This is a genomic window from Mediterraneibacter flintii (assembly GCF_055387595.1).
In genome coordinates, this window is record NZ_AP031405.1 from 1240498 (window position 1) to 1258822 (window position 18325).

Consider the following 18325-nt stretch of genomic DNA (forward strand, 5'->3'; position numbering starts at 1 on the left):
CATTTATCTCCAGTTTTCCAACAGGAATTTATATATGTCAGCAGCACTGGGAGGACACCCTTTCAAGCTTTTATGGAAGCAGGAGGTGCACTGTCCGATGCCGATTTTCCCGTCTTTGCCGCGGAAGCCCTGTCCAATACCAAGTTTGGGAAGAGCAGTGTGCAGGAATCCTTTTTCGTTTAATCTGTCCAGAGCATAGATAAGTGAACCATAGCATGCACTGCATGCATCAGAGGAAGAGATGTATTTCGCCAATTTTTGCACCCGCCTTGTCTGAGGCAGTTGTCGTTCTGCTTCCGGATGATTTAAATAGATACAGTTAGCATGAGAAAGGTCGGTACTGCCAATTTTCAAATTTTCTGCCAGAGTGATATAGGGGACATCTTCGGTGGCATATCCCATTGTTTTACATACGAAGGCATCACAGAGAACCGGATCTCGGAAACCGAGAATACGATTCATCTCTACGGGATTTCCGCCTTCTTCAAAATCCAAATCCCCACATATATTATCAACCAATATAAAGTCATTTCGGACAATTGTATTTAAGTGTGCGATTGGCCTGTGCAGTCCCAAAGTATGAAAGCGGCGCTTTTCACTGTTTGGGATGACCCCCTTTTGATTTTTTAAAGCACAGGTGACGGCGGTCTGGCAATGTCCTTTGAGTACAGGAATATTGATCATAAAATCGGCAGCAGCGGCTTTATCACAAAGCCGGATTTTCATTCCACAGGCATCATATTCATGCCAGGTGTCTTTCTGTAAATCAGCAAATGGAATGTTATATTTTTTTAAAATGCGGTCATAGCCCGTGGCACGAAGAGCATCGCTGGTCTTTGCTCCTACCCAGGAGCCTTCCATAACCGTAATATTGCAGAAATGATGTTCCAGAAGATATTCCAACGTTCCTTCTATTAGCTCTCCGTGGGTGGTAGCGCCTTCAGAAGGAGAAGAAGGGGCGACGAGATTTGGCTTTAAGGCAATGCGTTTCTGCGAATCGTTGATTAGCCCTGCTAAATCTGCTTTTTCCAATAGGTGTTTGGTCATTTCTTTGTAATTAGTACCATGTATTAAGAGAATATCGTTTCTATTCATAACGTCTCCTTTTTAAAATTTTTTTATACAGTATTTTTAGCAGAGGGAAGAGGAGATTCCTCTTTTAAATGTCTTTTCATATGAAGTAAAAACCAGCCAAATAGAATCACCCCTTTTAATATACTGGAGATGGTGATTGCCCACCAGATCCCGTTTAAACCCAACGGAGTGAGTATGAGAAGGAGGGCAAGTGGAATCCGCGCAGCAGTCAGTATAATTCCTTCTACAGCAGGGGGAATTGTACGCCCTAATCCATTGAAGGCTCCGGCTGTTGTGATCTCCATGCACATGAAGAGCTGAGATACAGCGAGAATTTTCAGATAATCTACTCCCATAGGAAGAAGCTCTTTCTCTGTGATGAAGATACGAAAGACAGGCTCTGGAAAGACAAACAAGACAAAGGTTGTAAAGGCACCCCAGAGCAGCACTACAGTCATGGCACATCGATAGCCTAAGCGCACCCGATTCGTATTTTTGGCTCCGTAGTTTTGTGCGACAAAAGAGTTGACCGCAGCGGCAAAACCATCCGACGTCATCCAGGAAATGGATTCAATCTGGGAACCGACCTTTTGTACTGCAATAGCGGCATCTCCAAAACCAGAAATGATGCGTGCAATTACCATAGAGATACCGGAAAAGATCATACTTTGTACTGCCGTTGGAAGACCGATTCTTATGAGCTCTCTTATGATTGGAAAATCCGGTGCTTTAAAAATCTGTACATGTCGAAAAAGAAACGTGTCTTTTATGCAGAAGAGAAGAAACATCAAGGTAACAACAGCCTGCGCAAGTACGGTGGCAACGGCGGCGCCGGCAACGCCCATTTCTGGAAACGGGCCGATTCCGAAGATAAGAACCGGATCTAGAATAATATTCATTACCAGCCCGACAGCGGTTGCCAAAAAGGAACTGCGGCTGTTTCCCATAGCAGTAAAAATTCCGGTAAAGGCCTGGTTCAAAAAGGAAAATAGAACCAGCCCGCAGGTAATGGCAAGATAGATTCTGGCATCTGCTATTACGGAAGGACTGTTGAGGCGAAAAAATCCGATCAGAGGTTTTTGGAGCAGAAGGGATAAAACTCCATATAAAATTCCAAGAAAGGAAGTCAGCTGAAGTGCATTTTTGGCATAGCGGGCGGCGAGTGTGATATTGCTTTCGCCGATGGAGTGCCCTACTTTTACCTGTCCGCCTATGCGGGAGAGTGTGGCGATACCGTTGGCAAACCACATATACATTCCGGCGGCTCCTACAGCAGCGACGGCATTGCTGCTGATCCGTCCTATCCAAATCATATCTGTCATATTATAAGCCATCTGGACGAGTGAAGTCGCCATGATGGGAAAAGCAAGCTTTGTGAGAGAAGGGAGAATATTTCCCTCCAGAAGATTGATATTCTTGTTCATATAGGTATTCCTTTCCTGCTTTTTCTGATAGAGAAGCTATAAATAAAATAACATAATTTACATAAACTGTATAGGTGCAAGGAGACCTGCTGTTTTTAGGAAACTTTCTTGTAAGTACGGCATATATAGATTATAATACCTTTATATTGTATGATGTATAGAAGGAAGAGAGGGATATGCTATGAAAAAAATATGCAGCAGCCTGCCGTTTAAGCTTTTACTGGGGGTTGTAATAGGAATACTGGTAGGTCAGGCGGCAGGAGAAAGTATAATGAATGTCGTTGTCACTGTGAAGTATGTATTAGGACAGTTCATTAATTTCTGCGTGCCATTGATTATTATTGGATTTATTGCACCTTCCATTACAAAATTAGGAAAAAATGCTTCACGTATGCTTGGAGTCGCGATTGTCTGCGCTTATGTATCTTCTGTATTGGCGGCGTTTATGGCAATGGGAGCAGGGTATGGTCTGATTCCACATCTGTCGATTGTATCTGAAGTTGACGGCTTGAAGGAATTGCCGGAGGTTGTATTCCAGTTGGATATTCCACAGATTATGTCAGTGATGAGTGCGCTTGTCTTTTCGGTTTTAGTGGGCTTGGCAGCGACATGGACAAAGGCAGTGACAATTACAAATGTTCTGGATGAGTTTCAGAAAATTGTTCTGGAGGTTGTATCTAGAATTGTAATTCCTGTTTTGCCGGTTTTCATAGGATTCACATTTTGTGCACTGTCTTATGAGGGAACGATTACAAAGCAGCTTCCTGTATTTATAAAAATTGTATTGATTGTGATGGCCGGACATTATATTTGGCTGGCACTTCTCTACCTGGTAGGAGGCTTGTACTCTAAGAATAATCCTTTGAAAGTGGTAAAGAATTATGGCCCGGCGTATATTACTGCAGTAGGTACGATGTCATCTGCGGCGACACTTGCGGTGGCGCTGCGCTGTGCGAAGAAGTCAGAGCCAGCTCTTAGAGACGATATGGTAGATTTTGGGATCCCGTTATTTGCGAATATTCATTTGTGCGGTTCGGTTTTAACAGAAGTCTTTTTTGTTATGACGGTCTCCCAGATTTTATATGGAGAAATTCCCTCCCTGGGAACGATGATTTTGTTCTGTCTTCTGTTGGGGATTTTTGCGATTGGCGCGCCGGGAGTTCCAGGAGGAACAGTAATGGCCTCTCTGGGGCTTATCACAGGCGTACTGGGATTTGACGAGACAGGGACGGCGTTGATGCTGACAATTTTTGCCCTGCAGGACAGCTTCGGAACAGCATGCAATATCACAGGAGACGGCGCACTGACTATGATTCTTACCGGATATGTGAAACGGCATAACATAGAAGAACAAAGGCTTCATATAGAATTGTAAAAAAATAAAAATTTTTCTTTACAAATCAGAGGCCGTTCTGTATAATAAACAGCGTTGTAAAAATGGAAAGAGAGGATATGCTTTTCGATGGGAAGGCATATCTTTTTTTGAGAATAAAGGGAACAAATATATCAAAAGGATAAGTGATTCAATAGTTACGAGAAGGATTGAGAAGATATGACAAATGATATGACAGTTGGAAAACCAGTAAATTTGATTGTGCGCTTTATGATCCCGATGTGTCTTGGGAATATATTTCAGCAGCTTTACAATCTGGCAGATTCTATTGTAGCAGGGCAGTTTATCGGCGTAGATGCGCTTGCCGCTATCGGAGGTACATCTTCTCTTATGTTTTTTGTAACAGGCTGGCTGAATGGATTGGCAAGCGGATTTGCCATCTTAGTAGCGCAGTGCTTTGGGGCAAAAAAACTGGAGAGGATGCGTCATTTTGTGGCTATGTCTGTGTATTTGATGACAGCCTTTTCTATTATAATGACGGTTGGCTTTGAGGCGGCAAACCGTCCGATCTTACGTTTGATGAATTCTCCAGAGAATCTGATCGGAGATATCAGCGCTTACATGGGAGTTATCTATGCAGGGCTATTTGTGACGGCGGCTTATAATTTTCTCGCGGCTGTATTGCGCGCTCTGGGCGACTCTAAATCTCCGCTGTATTTTCTGATGATTTCCGCGGCGATCAATGTGCTATTGGATATTGTACTGATCGTCAATTTTCATATGGGAGTAGAGGGATGTGCCTATGCTACTGTAATTGCGCAGGGAATTTCTGCGGCATTATGCCTGCTGTACATTGTGAAGAAATTTCCGATTCTGCATTTAAGAAAAGAAAACTTCCATTTTTCTATACAGAGTATCAAGAAGCTTCTAGGGCTGGGGATTCCTATGGGATTACAGTTTTCTATTACTGCGATAGGTACGATTATTGTACAGGGGGCTGTCAATGTATATGGAGCAGTGTATATCGCAGGTTTCTCTGCGGCAAGCAAGCTGCAGAATATTATAGCTGCCGTATTTGTTTCTTTTGGGGCGACAGCCGCCACTTTTGTGGGGCAGAACAGAGGCGCAGGGAAGATGGAACGCGTAAAGCAGGGCGTGCGCTGTACACAATGGATGATACTGGGGTGGAGCTTTGTGATGATGGTCTGTGTGTATCTGTTTGGAAAGTACATGGTTTTACTCTTTACAGATGGATCCGAAACAAAAGTGATTTATGCCGCGGTTACATATTTTAAAGCAGTTGCCTGGTGTTATCCATTTTTGGGATGCATTTTTTTATACCGCAATGCTCTGCAGGGAATGGGCTATGGTCTGATTCCTATGTTGGGAGGTGTTTTTGAACTGGTTGCAAGGACAGGAATTATTCTGCTTGTTTCAGGTAAGACGGGATTTATTGGCGTATGTCTGGCAGATCCGGCAGCTTGGATTGCAGCTTTGATTCCTCTTGTACCGTTTTACTTCTATATTATGAAAAGGAAAATTATGTGACAGTTCAGCCATACAGTGTGCGGGAAGCATAAAACATGCTTGCATGTTTTTGCGAGCGTACATCTGTATGGCTGAGCTGTTACAAATTTCCAACAGAATTTGTAGATTTTTATTGAAAATTGGTAGTACCAGTTATATAATTAATTATAAGTATGGTAAACAGGCAGAAGATAGGTTCTGCGGGCAGGAGGAATACATGAGCAGCGGATATGAAGGAATGGCAATCGGGATGTTTGAGTTGGAAAGCGAATGTGCATGTTTTGTGGCGTTGGATGCTGCGGCAAAGGCGGCGGATGTAAGAATACAGGCTGTGGAAAGAAACAGGCTTGGTACGGGCGCCTGCGTGAAAATGAGAGGGAGGGTGTCTGATGTAAAAGCGGCAATGGAGGTTGCTTTGGAGACAGCAGCACCACTTTCGAAGATCGTATCCCATACAGTGATTGCGGCTCCGTCAGCAGATACGGAGACAGCGATGACAATGACGATAGGAAAGTAAGAGATGAGATTGGGAAGAAAGCAGAGGATGGAAGTATGACATACGGAGCATTCGGATTGATAGAAGTTCTAGGGGAAGCAAATGCGGTGCTGGTAACGGACCAGATGTTAAAAACCGCAGATGTAAAATATGAGACACAGGATACAATGTGCGGCGGGCATGCGTTGATTTTTATGAGTGGAAGCGTATCTGCTATGAAAGCAGCGGTGGAAAACGTGGCAGAGAATCCGCCGTGCAGAATTTTAAACAAGGCGGTAATTTCAAATCCGTCACCGGAAATGGTGCAGATTGTGGAAGAGTTTAAAGCACGTGGAAAAAAGTCCAAATAATAACGGGCAGAGCGAGCCTCTGGATCAGCTGGCATTTACCAGCTGATCCAGAGGTTTTATCGTGTATCCCATATCTTCCCATTTTGTAAGAAGCTCATCTAATATCTGTGCATTGGTGGAAGAGGTACTGTGTAGAAGGACAATCGCGCCTGGGTGAATCCGGTTCAAGAGCTTGTCGAAGGCTTCTTCTTTGGAAGGCTGGTTGTCTTGGTACCAGTCTACATAAGCCAGGCTCCAGAAGAAAGTTTTATATCCAAGTTCTTTTGCCATCTTTAAATTTGCCTCATTGTATTTGCCCTGCGGCGGCCGGTAGAATTTCGTCATCTTTTCTCCGGTGGCGCTCTCAAATGCCTCTTCTACAGTTTCCAACTCTTCGCGGAAGGTTTCCATTGTAGAGATTTGAGACATATCAGGATGGTGATAGGTATGGTTTCCCACCGTATGTCCTTCTTCTACCATACGTTTCACCAACTCGGGCTCTGATTCTACATAAGTACCGACGACAAAAAAAGTAGCATGCACTTTATGCTTTTTCAGCGCATCTAAAATCTGTTCAGTATTTCCATTTTCATATCCGGCATCAAAGGTCAGATAAAGTACTTTTTCGTCTGTATCCTGCGCGTAATAAGCGTCATACTGTTTTAATTCTTCAAAAGAGGCATTGGCGGTGGGCGGCTGTCCGTCGTCTTGAAAGCTTAAGCCCCAGTTCCCTTCAGCGGAGGCCGGAACAGCTTCAGAGGATACGAAAGAAGCTGGAGCAGTTAGTTTTCCGATAATTCCGCCAGTGAAAAAAGCAACAGCAAATAGAAGGAGACATCCGCCTGCTTTTTTTACAGACGGCCGGTTAGGTAAAGGAATACGCATATGTTTATCACCCTGCCGGCATTACATTGCGCCGGCGTCATCCATTTTTAATACTTTATGCGTGTAAAAGAATGTTTATGCAGGAGGCTTTATGTGATGTCAGAAGCGGAAGGAATGTAACAGTACTATGGACATTTATAGGAAAGGGTGGTAAAGTGAAAAAAGATAAAAAGAATCTTTTAAATCTGGGAGAAGGAAGGGAATGAAAAAATCAGTTTTATTTTTTGATATTGACGGTACCATTTTAAGTGAAATAACCCATGAAATTCCACACAGTGCAATGGAAGCTCTTGCTTGTGCAAGAGAACAGGGGCATCTGTTGTTTATTAATACAGGGAGGACAGTGTGCAGTATTCCGCCGGAGCTTAGAAGGTTTCCATTTGACGGATATCTGTGCGGATGCGGAACATATCTTTTATATGGCAGTGAAGTATTGCTTGCCCACCCTCTTCCGAAAAAGAGAGGGCGTGAGATTATACAGAAGATGATCGAATGCAATATAGCAGGGGTGGCCGAGGGGACGGAAGATAATTATCTGCCGGAACGGGTTTCACGCTTTGAGCCATTGGAAAGCACAAGGCGGTATTTTCATCGAGCAGGAATTGGGCAGGAACAGTATATGGAGACAGGAGACTTCGTATATGATAAGCTGTTTGTGTACGCGGATGAACAAAGCAGAAAAAAAGAGTTCTTTGATTTTATTTCAGAAGATATGGAAATACTGGGGCGAGGAAAATACGCCTATGAAGTTATACAGAAAGGGTATTCTAAGGCGACAGCGTGTGAATATATATTGAAAAAATTTCAGATAGACATAGACAATGCATATGTGTTTGGAGACAGCAGCAACGATCTGGCAATGTTTGAATATGCCAGGCACGCAGTAGCTATGGGGGTTCACGATACGGTACTGCAAAAGCATACAGAATTCGTGACAAAGAAGGTAGAAGATGACGGGATTTACTATGCTTTGAAGCATTATGGACTCATATAATGAAAAGAGATAGGAAGTAATATAAGGGGACTGCTGAGTGTGACGGCAATCCCCTTAAAATTTAGAGAAATCTTTTTGCCAGACGATCATGCAGAATTGTACCTATAGCAGAGTCAAGAGATTTACCAAGCCAGATTTCTTCAGAGGCAATTGCCTGATCTACCAGCATTCTAAGTCCGGTGACAGTTAGAAGTCCGGATACTTCTGCAAGATGAAGAAATTCCGTCACCATAGGATTATAGACGATGTCTCCAGCGACAGAGAAACATTTTATAACAGAAGCGGGGACAGGGCTTGTCCCGACTTTTGGATACATACCAACCGGAGTTGTATTTATAATAATATCTCCGGAGGGAATATCATGTAGTGTGCAGGTATGAATATAAGGAAAACGCTCTTTTAAACGTTGCTTTGCCTCCTCATTTCTGGCGGCAACGGTAATTTTCGAAGCACCTTCTGTGTACATGGCATAGATCAGCGCTCTAGAGGCGCCCCCAGAGCCCAGGATAAGGATTTCTTTTTGGCAGAGTGCGACGCCTGCGCTTTGAAACATACTGACAGCGCCGAGATAGTCCGTATTGTAGCCATATGTCAAGCCGTTTTTTAACAGAACGGTATTGACAGCGCCGATACATGCGGCATGAGGATCCAGGATGTCTACCATCTGACATAATTTCTCTTTATAAGGAATGGTAACATTGATCCCGCTTATCTGTTTTTCTTTCAGTTCTTCCAGTATGCTGCCAACTTCTTCTTGCGAACGTTCCAACACTTCATAAGTGGCGTCTATCCCTTGTCGGCGAAATAACTCCTCGTGCAGCTCGGGAGAAAGTGTGTGGGGGAGATGCTCTCCCAGGATTCCAAAACGCAAAATTAAATCCCTCCTGCTTCTTTAAAAAATTGAATATCGGTCGGATAAATGTAGCTTTTTCCGATTTCATGCAGTAAGATGACATTCAGATTCCCGTTTAAATTCTTTTTATCCAATGTCATTGCATTTTTCAGTGTCTCTATGGGAAGTCCACAGGTGTGCGGCAGTCCATAAATATCGAGAGCTTTCTTGATGGAAGCGGCGCAGCCTGAGGCAGTGAGCCCCTTTGCTTCGGCAATCCGGCATATCTGGTACATACCGATTGCGACAGCCTCCCCATGGCTTTCTCTTTCATAATGATAGTGCTGTTCAATTGTATGAGCAAGCGTATGTCCGAAATTTAGAAGCATACGTTCCCCAGTGTCATACGGATCTGCTTCTACGACAACACGTTTTATGTCTACACAGCGCAGAATGACAGAGGCCAGCTGTGGCTTTAGCTCCTCAAAAGAAGAACAAGACATAAGTGTTTCGAACAGGGCGGCATCCTTGATACATCCATATTTGATTACCTCTCCCATTCCATCACTGATAAAATGTGCGGGAAGAGTGTCAAGAACATCCGGATCGATAAGAACCATCTTGGGATGATAGAAAGCACCGACCAGATTTTTTCCCTGTGGAAGATCTACGGCTACTTTTCCTCCTACGGAAGAGTCCACCTGCGCGAGAAGGGTGGTCGGTATTTGGATGAACTTGACGCCCCGCAGATAGCTGGCTGCTGCGAATCCAACGAGATCACCGATGACACCTCCTCCCAGGGCGATAACAAGGTCGCTGCGGGAAATTTTTGCATCAAGCAGAGCCGCATAGATGGACGGAAGTGTCTGAAAGCTTTTGGTCGTTTCACCGTGAGGGAGAACAAGAGAATGACACTCATAACCAGACAGAGTGGCAAGCAGCGTATTCCCGTATATAGGAAATACATGATCGTCAGAAATAATCATGATCTTTTTTCCGGTGTAAACCTTTGCAATCCATTCCCCAGCATGGGAGAGAATTCCATTTTTGATAAGAATTGGGTAACTGTTCTTTCCTAAATTGACTGTCAGTTCCATGTTTAAACCTCCTTTTTTTAAAAGTCCCCTGCACATTTTTACTCTGTGCAGGGGAGGTATACCTTGTCAGGCAAAGCCTGCCTGCCGAAGGCTAGGATATGACTTTTCCGACAACCTGTGCAATTTGCTTTACCTGTTTTAGCAAATTGTCATATTTAACAGGCTTTAAAGACTGAGCGCCGTCGCACAATGCATTTTCTGGATCGTTGTGGACTTCGATCATAAGACCGTCGGCACCGGCCGCCACTGCTGCCTTTGCCATTGGTTCTACAAGCCACCATTTTCCGCCGGCATGGCTTGGGTCAATGACAACGGGCAGATGTGTCTTTTTGCGCAGTACGGGGATGCTCTGTAAATCCAGCGTATTGCGTGTAAATGTTTCAAAGGTACGTATACCGCGTTCGCAGAGGATAACGTTTTCATTTCCAGATGCCATAATATATTCTGCGGACATTACCCATTCTTCATACGTTGCGTTTAATCCGCGTTTTAATAAAATGGGACGCTCTACCTGCCCCAATTGCTTGAGCAGATCAAAATTCTGCATATTTCTGGCGCCAATCTGGATTAAATCCACCTTCTCGTTAAAAATATCCAGATATTCAGTTGACATCAGCTCTGTGACAATGGGAAGCCCGACTTCTTCCTTTACGGCACAGAGAATTTCCAATCCTTTTAATCCGAGCCCCTGGAAAGAATATGGGCTGGTCCGCGGCTTGAAAGCGCCTCCTCTTAGAAGATTGGCTCCGGAAGCCTTCGCATCTTTTGCAATGGAGAGTACTTGGTCAAAGGTTTCTACCGAACAGGGGCCGGCGATTAATCCCATATGACCGCCGCCGATTTTTACACCGGATACGTCGATTACAGAATCCTCAGGGTGGAAAGCGCGGTTGGCAAGCTTGTAAGGCTCCTGCACATGCATTACCTTGTCTACACAGGAATCCACTTCAAAAAGCCTGGGGTCAATTAAAGTCGTATCTCCGATACAACCGATAATAGTCATCTCTGTACCGCGGACGATATGGGTATCTAATCCCTTCTTTTTAATTTGATTTTCTACCCGACTGATATTTTCTTCACTGGTATGTGGTTTTAATACAATAATCATTTTCTTTCCTCCAGTTAACTGAACAATAAAATGTAGTTATATAGCTTCTGTTTTAACTTCGCACTGTAAAATTTTATCTGTTTAAAGTGTGAAAACATACATATCATAAAACATAATAGAATAAATGTCAATGATTTTCATTTATGTATTGTATTTTAGACATAGTTTTCAAGATAGTCAATCAATGAGTGAAATTTAGACATATTAGATAGGGACGTTTGGAGATGTATCAGTTCAGCCCGCGCCATTCGCAAAACCGCACTGCGTGCTTATCGTGGCTGCCGCCACCGTTTTACTCATTGATGGGCTCTTAAGCTCATACAGATGTACGCTCGCAAAAACATGCAAGCATGTTTTATGCTTCCCGCACACTGTATGGTTGAACTGTTACGGAAGATAAGTAGTCTTAGGGATATATACATGACAAAATGGAAAAGTTATGTTATACTTCATTTTAGGTAGTTGCGGCAGACTGCCGTTATATTAAGAAGGTAAGAATAAAGGAGCCGGAAAAATGAAAAGAGTATTGCTGAAATTAAGCGGAGAGGCGCTTGCCGGAGAGAAAAAGACCGGATTTGACGAGGAAACTTGTCTGGGTGTCGCACGTCAGGTAAAAAAGCTTGTGGATAAAGGAATCCAGGTTGCAGTTGTAACAGGCGGAGGAAATTTCTGGAGAGGGCGCACAAGTGAGACAATTGACCGGACGAAAGCAGATCAGATTGGAATGCTTGCTACAGTGATGAACTGTATTTATGTTTCTGATATTTTCAGATTTGCTGGTATGAAAACAGAGGTGTTTACGCCGTTTATCTGCGGGGCATTTACATCTGTATTTTCAAAGGATGCGGCTGTGGAGGCAATGGAAAACGGTAAAGTAGTCTTTCTTGCAGGTGGAACCGGACATCCATATTTTTCAACGGATACAACGGCTGTTCTGGGGGCAATTGTAATAGAGGCAGATACGATGCTTTTGGCAAAGGCAATTGACGGAATTTATGACAGTGATCCGAAGCTCAATCCAGATGCGAAGAAATATGAAGAAATCACCATTCAAGAAATGATAGATAAAAAGCTGATGGCAGTGGATATGACAGCTTCTATTTTATGTATGGAGAATAAAATGCCCATGCTGGTGTTTGGGCTGAATGAAGAAAACAGTATTGTTAACACAGTAAGTGGAGCCTTTAACGGAACAAAGGTAACAGTATAGGAGGATTTGTAAAATGGATGAAAAATTAAAAGTGTATGACGAAAAGATGACAAAATCGGTGCAGAATTTAAATATGGAGCTGGCAACCATTCGTGCAGGGCGCGCGAATCCTCATGTGCTGGACAAACTCAGTGTAGAATATTATGGGTCGCCGACTCCGATTCAGCAGGTAGCAAATGTATCTGTTCCAGAAGCGCGGATGATTCAGATACAGCCCTGGGAAAAAAATATGTTAAAAGAGATTGAAAAGGCGATTCTGGTTTCCGATATTGGGATCAATCCGACGAATGACGGCTCTTGTATTCGCCTGGTATTTCCTGAACTTACAGAAGAGCGAAGAAAAGAACTGGTTAAAGATGTAAAGAAAAAGGGAGAAGCGGCGAAGGTAGCTGTCCGCAATATCCGCAGAGATGGAAATGACGCGTTTAAGAAACTAAAAGGCGGGGAAATCTCCGAGGACGGCATTAAAGATTTGGAAGAGGAATTGCAGAAACTGACGGACAAATACATCACACAGATCGATAAAGAGGTTGAGGCAAAATCAAAAGAGGTGCTTACTGTATAATTACCATATAAGGAATAGGAGGGGCTTAAGTACAATCTACTTGTAGTCCCTTTTTTTACGAATAATCCGGTTGGGGAGGAAAGAAGGATGAATATACCACAGCATGTGGCGATTATTTTAGATGGAAATGGCCGTTGGGCAAAAGCAAAAGGAATGCCCAGAAACTACGGGCATGCCCAGGGCAGTAAAAATGTAGAGAGGATCTGTGAGGAGGCGTGGCGCTTAGGGATTAAGTATCTTACTGTATATGCTTTTTCTACAGAAAACTGGAACCGGCCGAAAAATGAAGTGGACGCACTGATGAAGCTTTTGCGCAATTATATGAAAACCTGTTTGAAAACCGCAGAAAAAAATGATATGAAGATCCGTGTAATTGGAGACATAGAACCTTTGGATGATGACATCAAAGGGAGAATACGTGAGTTGGAGCAGGCGAGCAGAAATAATGGAGGGTTAAATTTTACAATTGCTCTGAATTATGGGAGCAGGGATGAAATGACACGGGCAGTGAAAAGGCTGGCAAAAGACTGCGTAGACGGAAAAGTGAATCCAGACGATATTGATGAAAGGCTATATGCTTCCTACCTGGACACATGTGAAATTCCAGATCCGGATCTTTTGATCCGTACAAGCGGAGAGCAAAGGCTGTCCAATTATCTGCTGTGGCAGCTTGCTTATACAGAATTTTATTTTACAGATATTCCATGGCCGGATTTTACAAAACAGGAATTAGAAAAGGCAATTGAGCAGTATAATAACAGAGACAGACGTTTCGGAGGAATAAAGGAGGAACGGAATGTTTAAGACAAGGTTGTTAAGTGGAATACTATTGATCATCATTGCGCTCTTTACAGTGGGGTCTGGAGGAAATATTCTGTTTGCGACGCTGCTCATTATCAGTCTGATAGGAATGACGGAGCTGTACAGGGTATTTCATATACAAAAAGATCCCCTGGGAATATGCGGATATTTGTTTGCCGTTCTTTACTACGGGCTGCTGTATATAAAGCCATCATTAAAAGAGAGCACGCCAGAAGCATTTATCCTGCTTTTTGTCGCATTGCTGATCTGTCTGATGGCGGTGATGGTATTCACTTATCCAAAATACAAAACAGAACAGGTGATGGCGGCATTTTTTGGGATGTTTTATCTTGCCGTGATGCTGTCTTTCATTTACCAGACAAGAATTCTGCCTGGCGGCGTGTTCACAGTATGGCTTGTGTTTATCTGTGCATGGGGGTGTGATACCTGTGCGTACTGTGTGGGAATGTTAATAGGAAAGCACAAGATGGCACCGGTTTTAAGCCCGAAGAAATCTGTGGAGGGTGGTATCGGCGGAGTAGTCGGCGCGGCACTGATCGGCGTATTATATGCGCTTGCTGTAAATCATTGGGGGAATGCGCAAATCAATGTGCTTTCTTATGCGGTTATCGGCGCGGCAGGAGGAGCTGTTTCTCAGATAGGGGATCTGGCGGCATCTGCGATTAAGAGAAAACATGATATTAAGGACTACGGAAAACTGATACCAGGGCACGGGGGAATCTTAGATCGGTTTGACAGTGTGATTTTTACGGCGCCGATCATTTATTGTCTTGCCGTCCTTTTGTAGGAGGAGTATACGAATGAAAAAAATTGCGATTTTAGGTTCTACGGGTTCTATCGGAACACAGACCTTGGAAGTAGTAAGTAATAATGGGGATATGCAGGTATGTGCTTTGGCAGCAGGGGGGAATATTTCGCTGCTGGAGGAACAGATACGTAAGTTTGGTCCTCGTCTTGTGGCTGTATGGACAGAGGAGAAGGCAAAGGAATTAAAAGAGAAAATAAAAGATTTAGATGTAAAGGTTGTATCCGGGATGGACGGTCTGCTTGAAGTGGCGGCAGTACCGGAGAGCGATATTTTAGTGACAGCCATCGTGGGTATGATAGGGATTTTGCCTACGATAGAAGCAATCAAAGCAGGAAAAAATATTGCGCTGGCAAATAAGGAAACGTTGGTGACGGCGGGGCATATCATTATGCCGCTTGCGGGGAAGTACGGAGTTTCTATTCTTCCGGTGGACAGTGAACACAGCGCTATTTTCCAATCTATGCAGGGCGGAAGGCAAAAGGAAGTGGCAAAGCTTCTTTTAACAGCGTCAGGAGGCCCTTTCAGGGGAAGAAAAAGAGAAGAGCTTATGAATATCCAGGTGGAAGATGCGCTGAAGCATCCGAACTGGGAGATGGGCAGAAAGATTACGATAGATTCTTCAACGATGGTGAATAAAGGGCTGGAAGTGATAGAGGCAAAATGGCTGTTTGATATTCCGACAGAACAGATTCAAGTAGTTGTACAGCCCCAAAGTATTATCCATTCTATGGTGGAGTATGTGGATGGAGCAGTCATTGCGCAGCTTGGAACGCCGGACATGAAGCTGCCTATTCAGTATGCTCTGTACTATCCAGAGAGAAGGTATCTTCCAGGGGACAGACTGGATTTTAAAGCCTTATCTCAGCTCACCTTTGAAGAGCCGGATATGGAGACCTTCTATGGGCTGAAGCTGGCATACAGAGCAGGAAAAGAGGGCGGCTCTCTTCCGACAGTCTTTAATGCGGCGAATGAGAAGGCAGTTTCTATGTTTTTAGAACGGAAGATAAAGTATTTACAGATACCGGAAATCATACAGGTATGCATGGAACAGCATAAGAATATAGAGTCTCCAACGGTAGATGAGATACTAAATACAGAAAAAGAGACATATGAATTTATTAAAAACAGGTGGTAGTGTATGGGAATAATTATAGCGATACTCATGTTCAGCGGGATTATTATTTTCCATGAGCTTGGACATTTTTTACTTGCAAAGAAAAACAAAATCCGCGTGGATGAATTTTCACTTGGGCTTGGGCCTACTTTGTTCGGCAAAGAATTTGGCGGTACAAAATTCTGCGTGAAGCTGCTTCCTTTTGGAGGGGCCTGCATGATGGGAGAGGACGATGCCGATGACATGTCAGAGGGAAGCTTTAACAGTAAGTCTGTATGGGCGCGTATGTCTGTGATTGTTGCAGGCCCGCTGTTTAATTTGATCCTGGCGTGGATTATGTGTACCATTGTGGTGGCATGGGTAGGGTATATGCCTCCTGTCGTCGATAAAGTGGAGCCGGGATATTCCGCCTATGAAGAAGGTATCCAGCAGGGAGATGTGATAAAGGAAATTAATGGAAAGAATATTCATCTCTGGAACGAGATCAGCTTGTATAATCTGACACATGCGAATGAAGAGACAGCGGAAATAGTCTATGAACGGGATGGTGAAGAACATACGGCTACGCTGGAACTGCGCCAGCTTGAAAACGACACATATAAAAAGCTGGGAGTTACAAACAGTGGGGAAGCAGTACGTCCGGGAATCCTGGGTTCTGTACAGTACGGCGCTTATACGGTGAAATACTGGATAGACTATACAGTAGATTGTCTGCGTATGCTGGTGACAGGACAGGTAGGAGTGCGGGATCTGTCTGGCCCTGTAGGAATTGTGAATGTGGTAGACAGTGCCTACCGGCAGTCCGCGTCGGCAGGATTAAAAGCAGTTGTTTTAAACCTGATGAATATTGGAATTTTAGTTACGGCCAACTTAGGGATTATGAATTTGCTGCCGATTCCTGCATTGGACGGCGGACGACTGGTGTTTCTGATTGTGGAGGCGATCCGCGGGAAGCGGGTGCCGCCGGAAAAAGAAGGCATGGTGCATTTTGCAGGGTTTGCACTTCTGATGATGTTGATGGTGTTCGTCATGTTTAATGATATAAGAAATCTCTTCATATAAAATATAATTTCTAGTTCCAAAAACAGACAGTGCTGCATATATTTAGGAGAGAGTCTTGTTGTGAGGAATGACATGAACCAGGTAAATATGATGCAGAATGGAAATACAGCAGGAGGAAAAGGTCGCCTTCAGATTAATGTCACGTCTGAAATAACGTCATATCCGGTTTCGGAGGCAGAGATTTCAATATCCTATACAGGAATACCGGAAAGCCAGCTTGAACGACTGAAAACAGATTCATCCGGCCAGACAGAGACGGTGGAATTAGACGCGCCTCCAGTGGAATACAGCTTGGATGAACAAAATGACAGGCAGCCCTATTCTGAATATACACTGGATATCAGTGCACCCGGTTATCAGCCGATGAGCATTGCAGGAACAGAGATTCTTGCCGATGTAAAGGCGATTCAGAATGTGCGTTTAAAACCAAGTGCGGAGGGGACGGAAGAGGAAGAAGTGTTTGTGATTCCGGCGCATACTCTGTATGCAGAATATCCTCCTAAAATTGCAGAGGAGGAGATCAAACCCGTCAATGAGACAGGGGAAATCGTATTAAGCAGAGTGGTGATTCCGGAGTATATCGTTGTGCATGACGGTTCCCCCAGGGACAGTACGGCGAAAAATTATTATGTCAGATACCGAGATTATATTAAAAATGTAGCGTCCAGTGAAATTTATGCCACATGGCCTGCTGACACAATCCGGGCAAATGTACTTGCTATTATGTCCTTTACACTGAATCGTGTATACACAGAGTGGTACCGGAATAAGGGATATGATTTTACAATTACATCGTCTACGGCATTTGATCATAAATGGATACCAGAACGAAATATTTATGACTCTATCTCGGTGATTGTGGATGAACTGTTTTCCAATTATCTGTCACGCCCTAACGTACGGCAGCCGATTTTGACGCAGTACTGTGACGGGCGTCAGGTGACTTGCCCGAACTGGATGACGCAGTGGGGTTCGAAGTCTTTAGGAGATCAAGGGTATTCAGCGATAGAGATTTTAAGATATTTCTACGGGGATAATATGTACATCAATATGGCACAGGAGATCTCAGGAATTCCGGCTTCCTGGCCTGGATACACTTTAGAGGTTGGCTCCAGCGGAGACAAGGTGCGCCAGATGCAGGAGCAGCTCAATGTGATTGCAGGCGCTTATCCTGCTTTACCAAAAATCAGTGTGGATGGAATTTATGGGCCTGCAACTGAAGAGGCAGTTAAGAAATTCCAAGAGGTATTTGATCTTCCGGTTACGGGAAAAGTGGATTATGCAACATGGTATAAAATATCAGGGATTTATGTAGGTGTATCGCGGATTGCAGAATTAGTATAAAAAGAATGTGCTTTGCACATTCTCGCGCCGGAGCGCGGCGGCGTCAGCAGCCGTTTTCCAATTGCGCGCAGTGCGCCTCCTCCCGGAGGGATTAATTGTACAGGAAACAGAGTTTCCTGTACAATTAAAACAGGAGCAGAGAATTTTCTGCTCCTGTAAAAAATTATTCTGCGAGAGAATAAAGCATAAGAAAATTTTCACGTTCGGATTCGTCCATGCGGACAAAATCAGTAAAGTCTACATCAACATAATACATCGGTTGTTCACAACAGACTGCATGTGCTTTATTGTTGGTGTAGTG

At 43.8% G+C, this 18325-nt stretch carries 18 protein-coding genes; 12 read left to right on the top strand and 6 right to left on the bottom strand.

The genetic code is table 11. The annotated features are described in order from the left end of the window. Window positions 1-3: 3 nt before the first annotated feature. Window positions 4-1095, bottom strand: a complete 1092-nt coding sequence (locus ACZ5C4_RS05935) for a DUF362 domain-containing protein (RefSeq protein ID WP_464520181.1) — start codon at window positions 1093-1095, stop codon at window positions 4-6. 23 nt (window positions 1096-1118) lie between these two features. Then, complete coding sequence (locus ACZ5C4_RS05940; protein ID WP_464520182.1) at window positions 1119-2498, bottom strand: MATE family efflux transporter; 1380 nt, start codon at window positions 2496-2498, stop codon at window positions 1119-1121. A gap of 181 nt (window positions 2499-2679) precedes the next feature. On the opposite strand from ACZ5C4_RS05940, the gene ACZ5C4_RS05945 reads away from it, so the two are divergent. The 4 genes from ACZ5C4_RS05945 (at window position 2680) to ACZ5C4_RS05960 (ending at window position 6204) form a co-directional block, all read left to right on the top strand. Continuing rightward, window positions 2680-3873 (top strand): dicarboxylate/amino acid:cation symporter, encoded by a 1194-nt coding sequence (locus ACZ5C4_RS05945; protein ID WP_464520183.1) that lies wholly within the window; start codon window positions 2680-2682, stop codon window positions 3871-3873. Window positions 3874-4050: 177 nt separating this feature from the next. After that, the gene (locus ACZ5C4_RS05950; protein WP_464520184.1) at window positions 4051-5379 is read left to right on the top strand and encodes an MATE family efflux transporter; all 1329 of its coding nucleotides are present in this window, start codon (window positions 4051-4053) and stop codon (window positions 5377-5379) included. 196 nt (window positions 5380-5575) lie between these two features. Then, window positions 5576-5875 (top strand): BMC domain-containing protein, encoded by a 300-nt coding sequence (locus tag ACZ5C4_RS05955; RefSeq protein WP_464520185.1) that lies wholly within the window; start codon window positions 5576-5578, stop codon window positions 5873-5875. A gap of 35 nt (window positions 5876-5910) precedes the next feature. Next, window positions 5911-6204, top strand: a complete 294-nt coding sequence (locus tag ACZ5C4_RS05960) for a BMC domain-containing protein (protein ID WP_464520186.1) — start codon at window positions 5911-5913, stop codon at window positions 6202-6204. A gap of 24 nt (window positions 6205-6228) precedes the next feature. On the opposite strand, the gene pdaA is transcribed toward ACZ5C4_RS05960, so the two are convergent. Continuing rightward, window positions 6229-7068 (bottom strand): delta-lactam-biosynthetic de-N-acetylase, encoded by an 840-nt coding sequence (pdaA, locus tag ACZ5C4_RS05965; RefSeq protein WP_464520187.1) that lies wholly within the window; start codon window positions 7066-7068, stop codon window positions 6229-6231. Window positions 7069-7270: 202 nt separating this feature from the next. Between pdaA and ACZ5C4_RS05970 the strand changes: the two genes are divergently transcribed. After that, on the top strand, window positions 7271-8062 hold the full coding sequence (locus ACZ5C4_RS05970) for a Cof-type HAD-IIB family hydrolase (protein ID WP_464520188.1): 792 nt from the start codon (window positions 7271-7273) through the stop codon (window positions 8060-8062). Between the two features lie 61 nt (window positions 8063-8123). Here the strand turns inward: ACZ5C4_RS05970 and ACZ5C4_RS05975 are convergent, their stop codons facing one another. From ACZ5C4_RS05975 to aroF, 3 genes are all read right to left on the bottom strand, one after another. Next, window positions 8124-8933, bottom strand: coding sequence for a shikimate dehydrogenase family protein (locus ACZ5C4_RS05975; protein WP_464520189.1), 810 nt, complete (start codon window positions 8931-8933; stop codon window positions 8124-8126). 2 nt (window positions 8934-8935) lie between these two features. Then, complete coding sequence (gene aroB, locus ACZ5C4_RS05980) at window positions 8936-9991, bottom strand: 3-dehydroquinate synthase (protein WP_464520190.1); 1056 nt, start codon at window positions 9989-9991, stop codon at window positions 8936-8938. A gap of 91 nt (window positions 9992-10082) precedes the next feature. Continuing rightward, window positions 10083-11099, bottom strand: coding sequence for a 3-deoxy-7-phosphoheptulonate synthase (aroF, locus tag ACZ5C4_RS05985; protein ID WP_464520191.1), 1017 nt, complete (start codon window positions 11097-11099; stop codon window positions 10083-10085). A gap of 514 nt (window positions 11100-11613) precedes the next feature. Here aroF and pyrH point away from each other — a divergent pair. The 7 genes from pyrH to ACZ5C4_RS06020 all read left to right on the top strand — a co-directional run bounded on the left by pyrH (window position 11614) and on the right by ACZ5C4_RS06020 (window position 18024). Continuing rightward, window positions 11614-12309 (top strand): UMP kinase, encoded by a 696-nt coding sequence (pyrH, locus tag ACZ5C4_RS05990; RefSeq protein WP_464520192.1) that lies wholly within the window; start codon window positions 11614-11616, stop codon window positions 12307-12309. 13 nt (window positions 12310-12322) lie between these two features. Further along, window positions 12323-12874: a ribosome recycling factor gene (gene frr / locus ACZ5C4_RS05995; RefSeq protein ID WP_464520193.1), complete on the top strand. Its 552-nt coding sequence runs from the start codon at window positions 12323-12325 to the stop codon at window positions 12872-12874. A gap of 87 nt (window positions 12875-12961) precedes the next feature. Then, complete coding sequence (locus tag ACZ5C4_RS06000; protein ID WP_464520194.1) at window positions 12962-13678, top strand: isoprenyl transferase; 717 nt, start codon at window positions 12962-12964, stop codon at window positions 13676-13678. After that, window positions 13671-14483: a phosphatidate cytidylyltransferase gene (locus tag ACZ5C4_RS06005; protein WP_464520195.1), complete on the top strand. Its 813-nt coding sequence runs from the start codon at window positions 13671-13673 to the stop codon at window positions 14481-14483. Before ACZ5C4_RS06000 ends, ACZ5C4_RS06005 begins: the two co-directional genes overlap by 8 nt. A gap of 13 nt (window positions 14484-14496) precedes the next feature. Then, a complete protein-coding gene (locus ACZ5C4_RS06010) occupies window positions 14497-15639 on the top strand; it encodes a 1-deoxy-D-xylulose-5-phosphate reductoisomerase (RefSeq protein ID WP_464520196.1) in 1143 nt (380 codons plus the stop codon). Window positions 15640-15642: 3 nt separating this feature from the next. Next, window positions 15643-16680 (top strand): RIP metalloprotease RseP, encoded by a 1038-nt coding sequence (gene rseP, locus ACZ5C4_RS06015; RefSeq protein WP_464520197.1) that lies wholly within the window; start codon window positions 15643-15645, stop codon window positions 16678-16680. 72 nt (window positions 16681-16752) lie between these two features. Next, window positions 16753-18024 (top strand): peptidoglycan-binding domain-containing protein, encoded by a 1272-nt coding sequence (locus ACZ5C4_RS06020; RefSeq protein WP_464522309.1) that lies wholly within the window; start codon window positions 16753-16755, stop codon window positions 18022-18024. The last annotated feature ends 301 nt before the right edge of the window (window positions 18025-18325 follow it).

Coding starts and splice junctions, on each gene's coding strand:
- ACZ5C4_RS05935 (WP_464520181.1), bottom strand. CDS start 1,095: ATGAATAGAAACGATATTCTCTTAATACATGGTACTAATTACAAAGAA.
- ACZ5C4_RS05940 (WP_464520182.1), bottom strand. CDS start 2,498: ATGAACAAGAATATCAATCTTCTGGAGGGAAATATTCTCCCTTCTCTC.
- ACZ5C4_RS05945 (WP_464520183.1), top strand. CDS start 2,680: ATGAAAAAAATATGCAGCAGCCTGCCGTTTAAGCTTTTACTGGGGGTT.
- ACZ5C4_RS05950 (WP_464520184.1), top strand. CDS start 4,051: ATGACAAATGATATGACAGTTGGAAAACCAGTAAATTTGATTGTGCGC.
- ACZ5C4_RS05955 (WP_464520185.1), top strand. CDS start 5,576: ATGAGCAGCGGATATGAAGGAATGGCAATCGGGATGTTTGAGTTGGAA.
- ACZ5C4_RS05960 (WP_464520186.1), top strand. CDS start 5,911: ATGACATACGGAGCATTCGGATTGATAGAAGTTCTAGGGGAAGCAAAT.
- pdaA (WP_464520187.1), bottom strand. CDS start 7,068: ATGCGTATTCCTTTACCTAACCGGCCGTCTGTAAAAAAAGCAGGCGGA.
- ACZ5C4_RS05970 (WP_464520188.1), top strand. CDS start 7,271: ATGAAAAAATCAGTTTTATTTTTTGATATTGACGGTACCATTTTAAGT.
- aroB (WP_464520190.1), bottom strand. CDS start 9,991: ATGGAACTGACAGTCAATTTAGGAAAGAACAGTTACCCAATTCTTATC.
- aroF (WP_464520191.1), bottom strand. CDS start 11,099: ATGATTATTGTATTAAAACCACATACCAGTGAAGAAAATATCAGTCGG.
- pyrH (WP_464520192.1), top strand. CDS start 11,614: ATGAAAAGAGTATTGCTGAAATTAAGCGGAGAGGCGCTTGCCGGAGAG.
- frr (WP_464520193.1), top strand. CDS start 12,323: ATGGATGAAAAATTAAAAGTGTATGACGAAAAGATGACAAAATCGGTG.
- ACZ5C4_RS06000 (WP_464520194.1), top strand. CDS start 12,962: ATGAATATACCACAGCATGTGGCGATTATTTTAGATGGAAATGGCCGT.
- ACZ5C4_RS06005 (WP_464520195.1), top strand. CDS start 13,671: ATGTTTAAGACAAGGTTGTTAAGTGGAATACTATTGATCATCATTGCG.
- ACZ5C4_RS06010 (WP_464520196.1), top strand. CDS start 14,497: ATGAAAAAAATTGCGATTTTAGGTTCTACGGGTTCTATCGGAACACAG.
- rseP (WP_464520197.1), top strand. CDS start 15,643: ATGGGAATAATTATAGCGATACTCATGTTCAGCGGGATTATTATTTTC.
- ACZ5C4_RS06020 (WP_464522309.1), top strand. CDS start 16,753: ATGAACCAGGTAAATATGATGCAGAATGGAAATACAGCAGGAGGAAAA.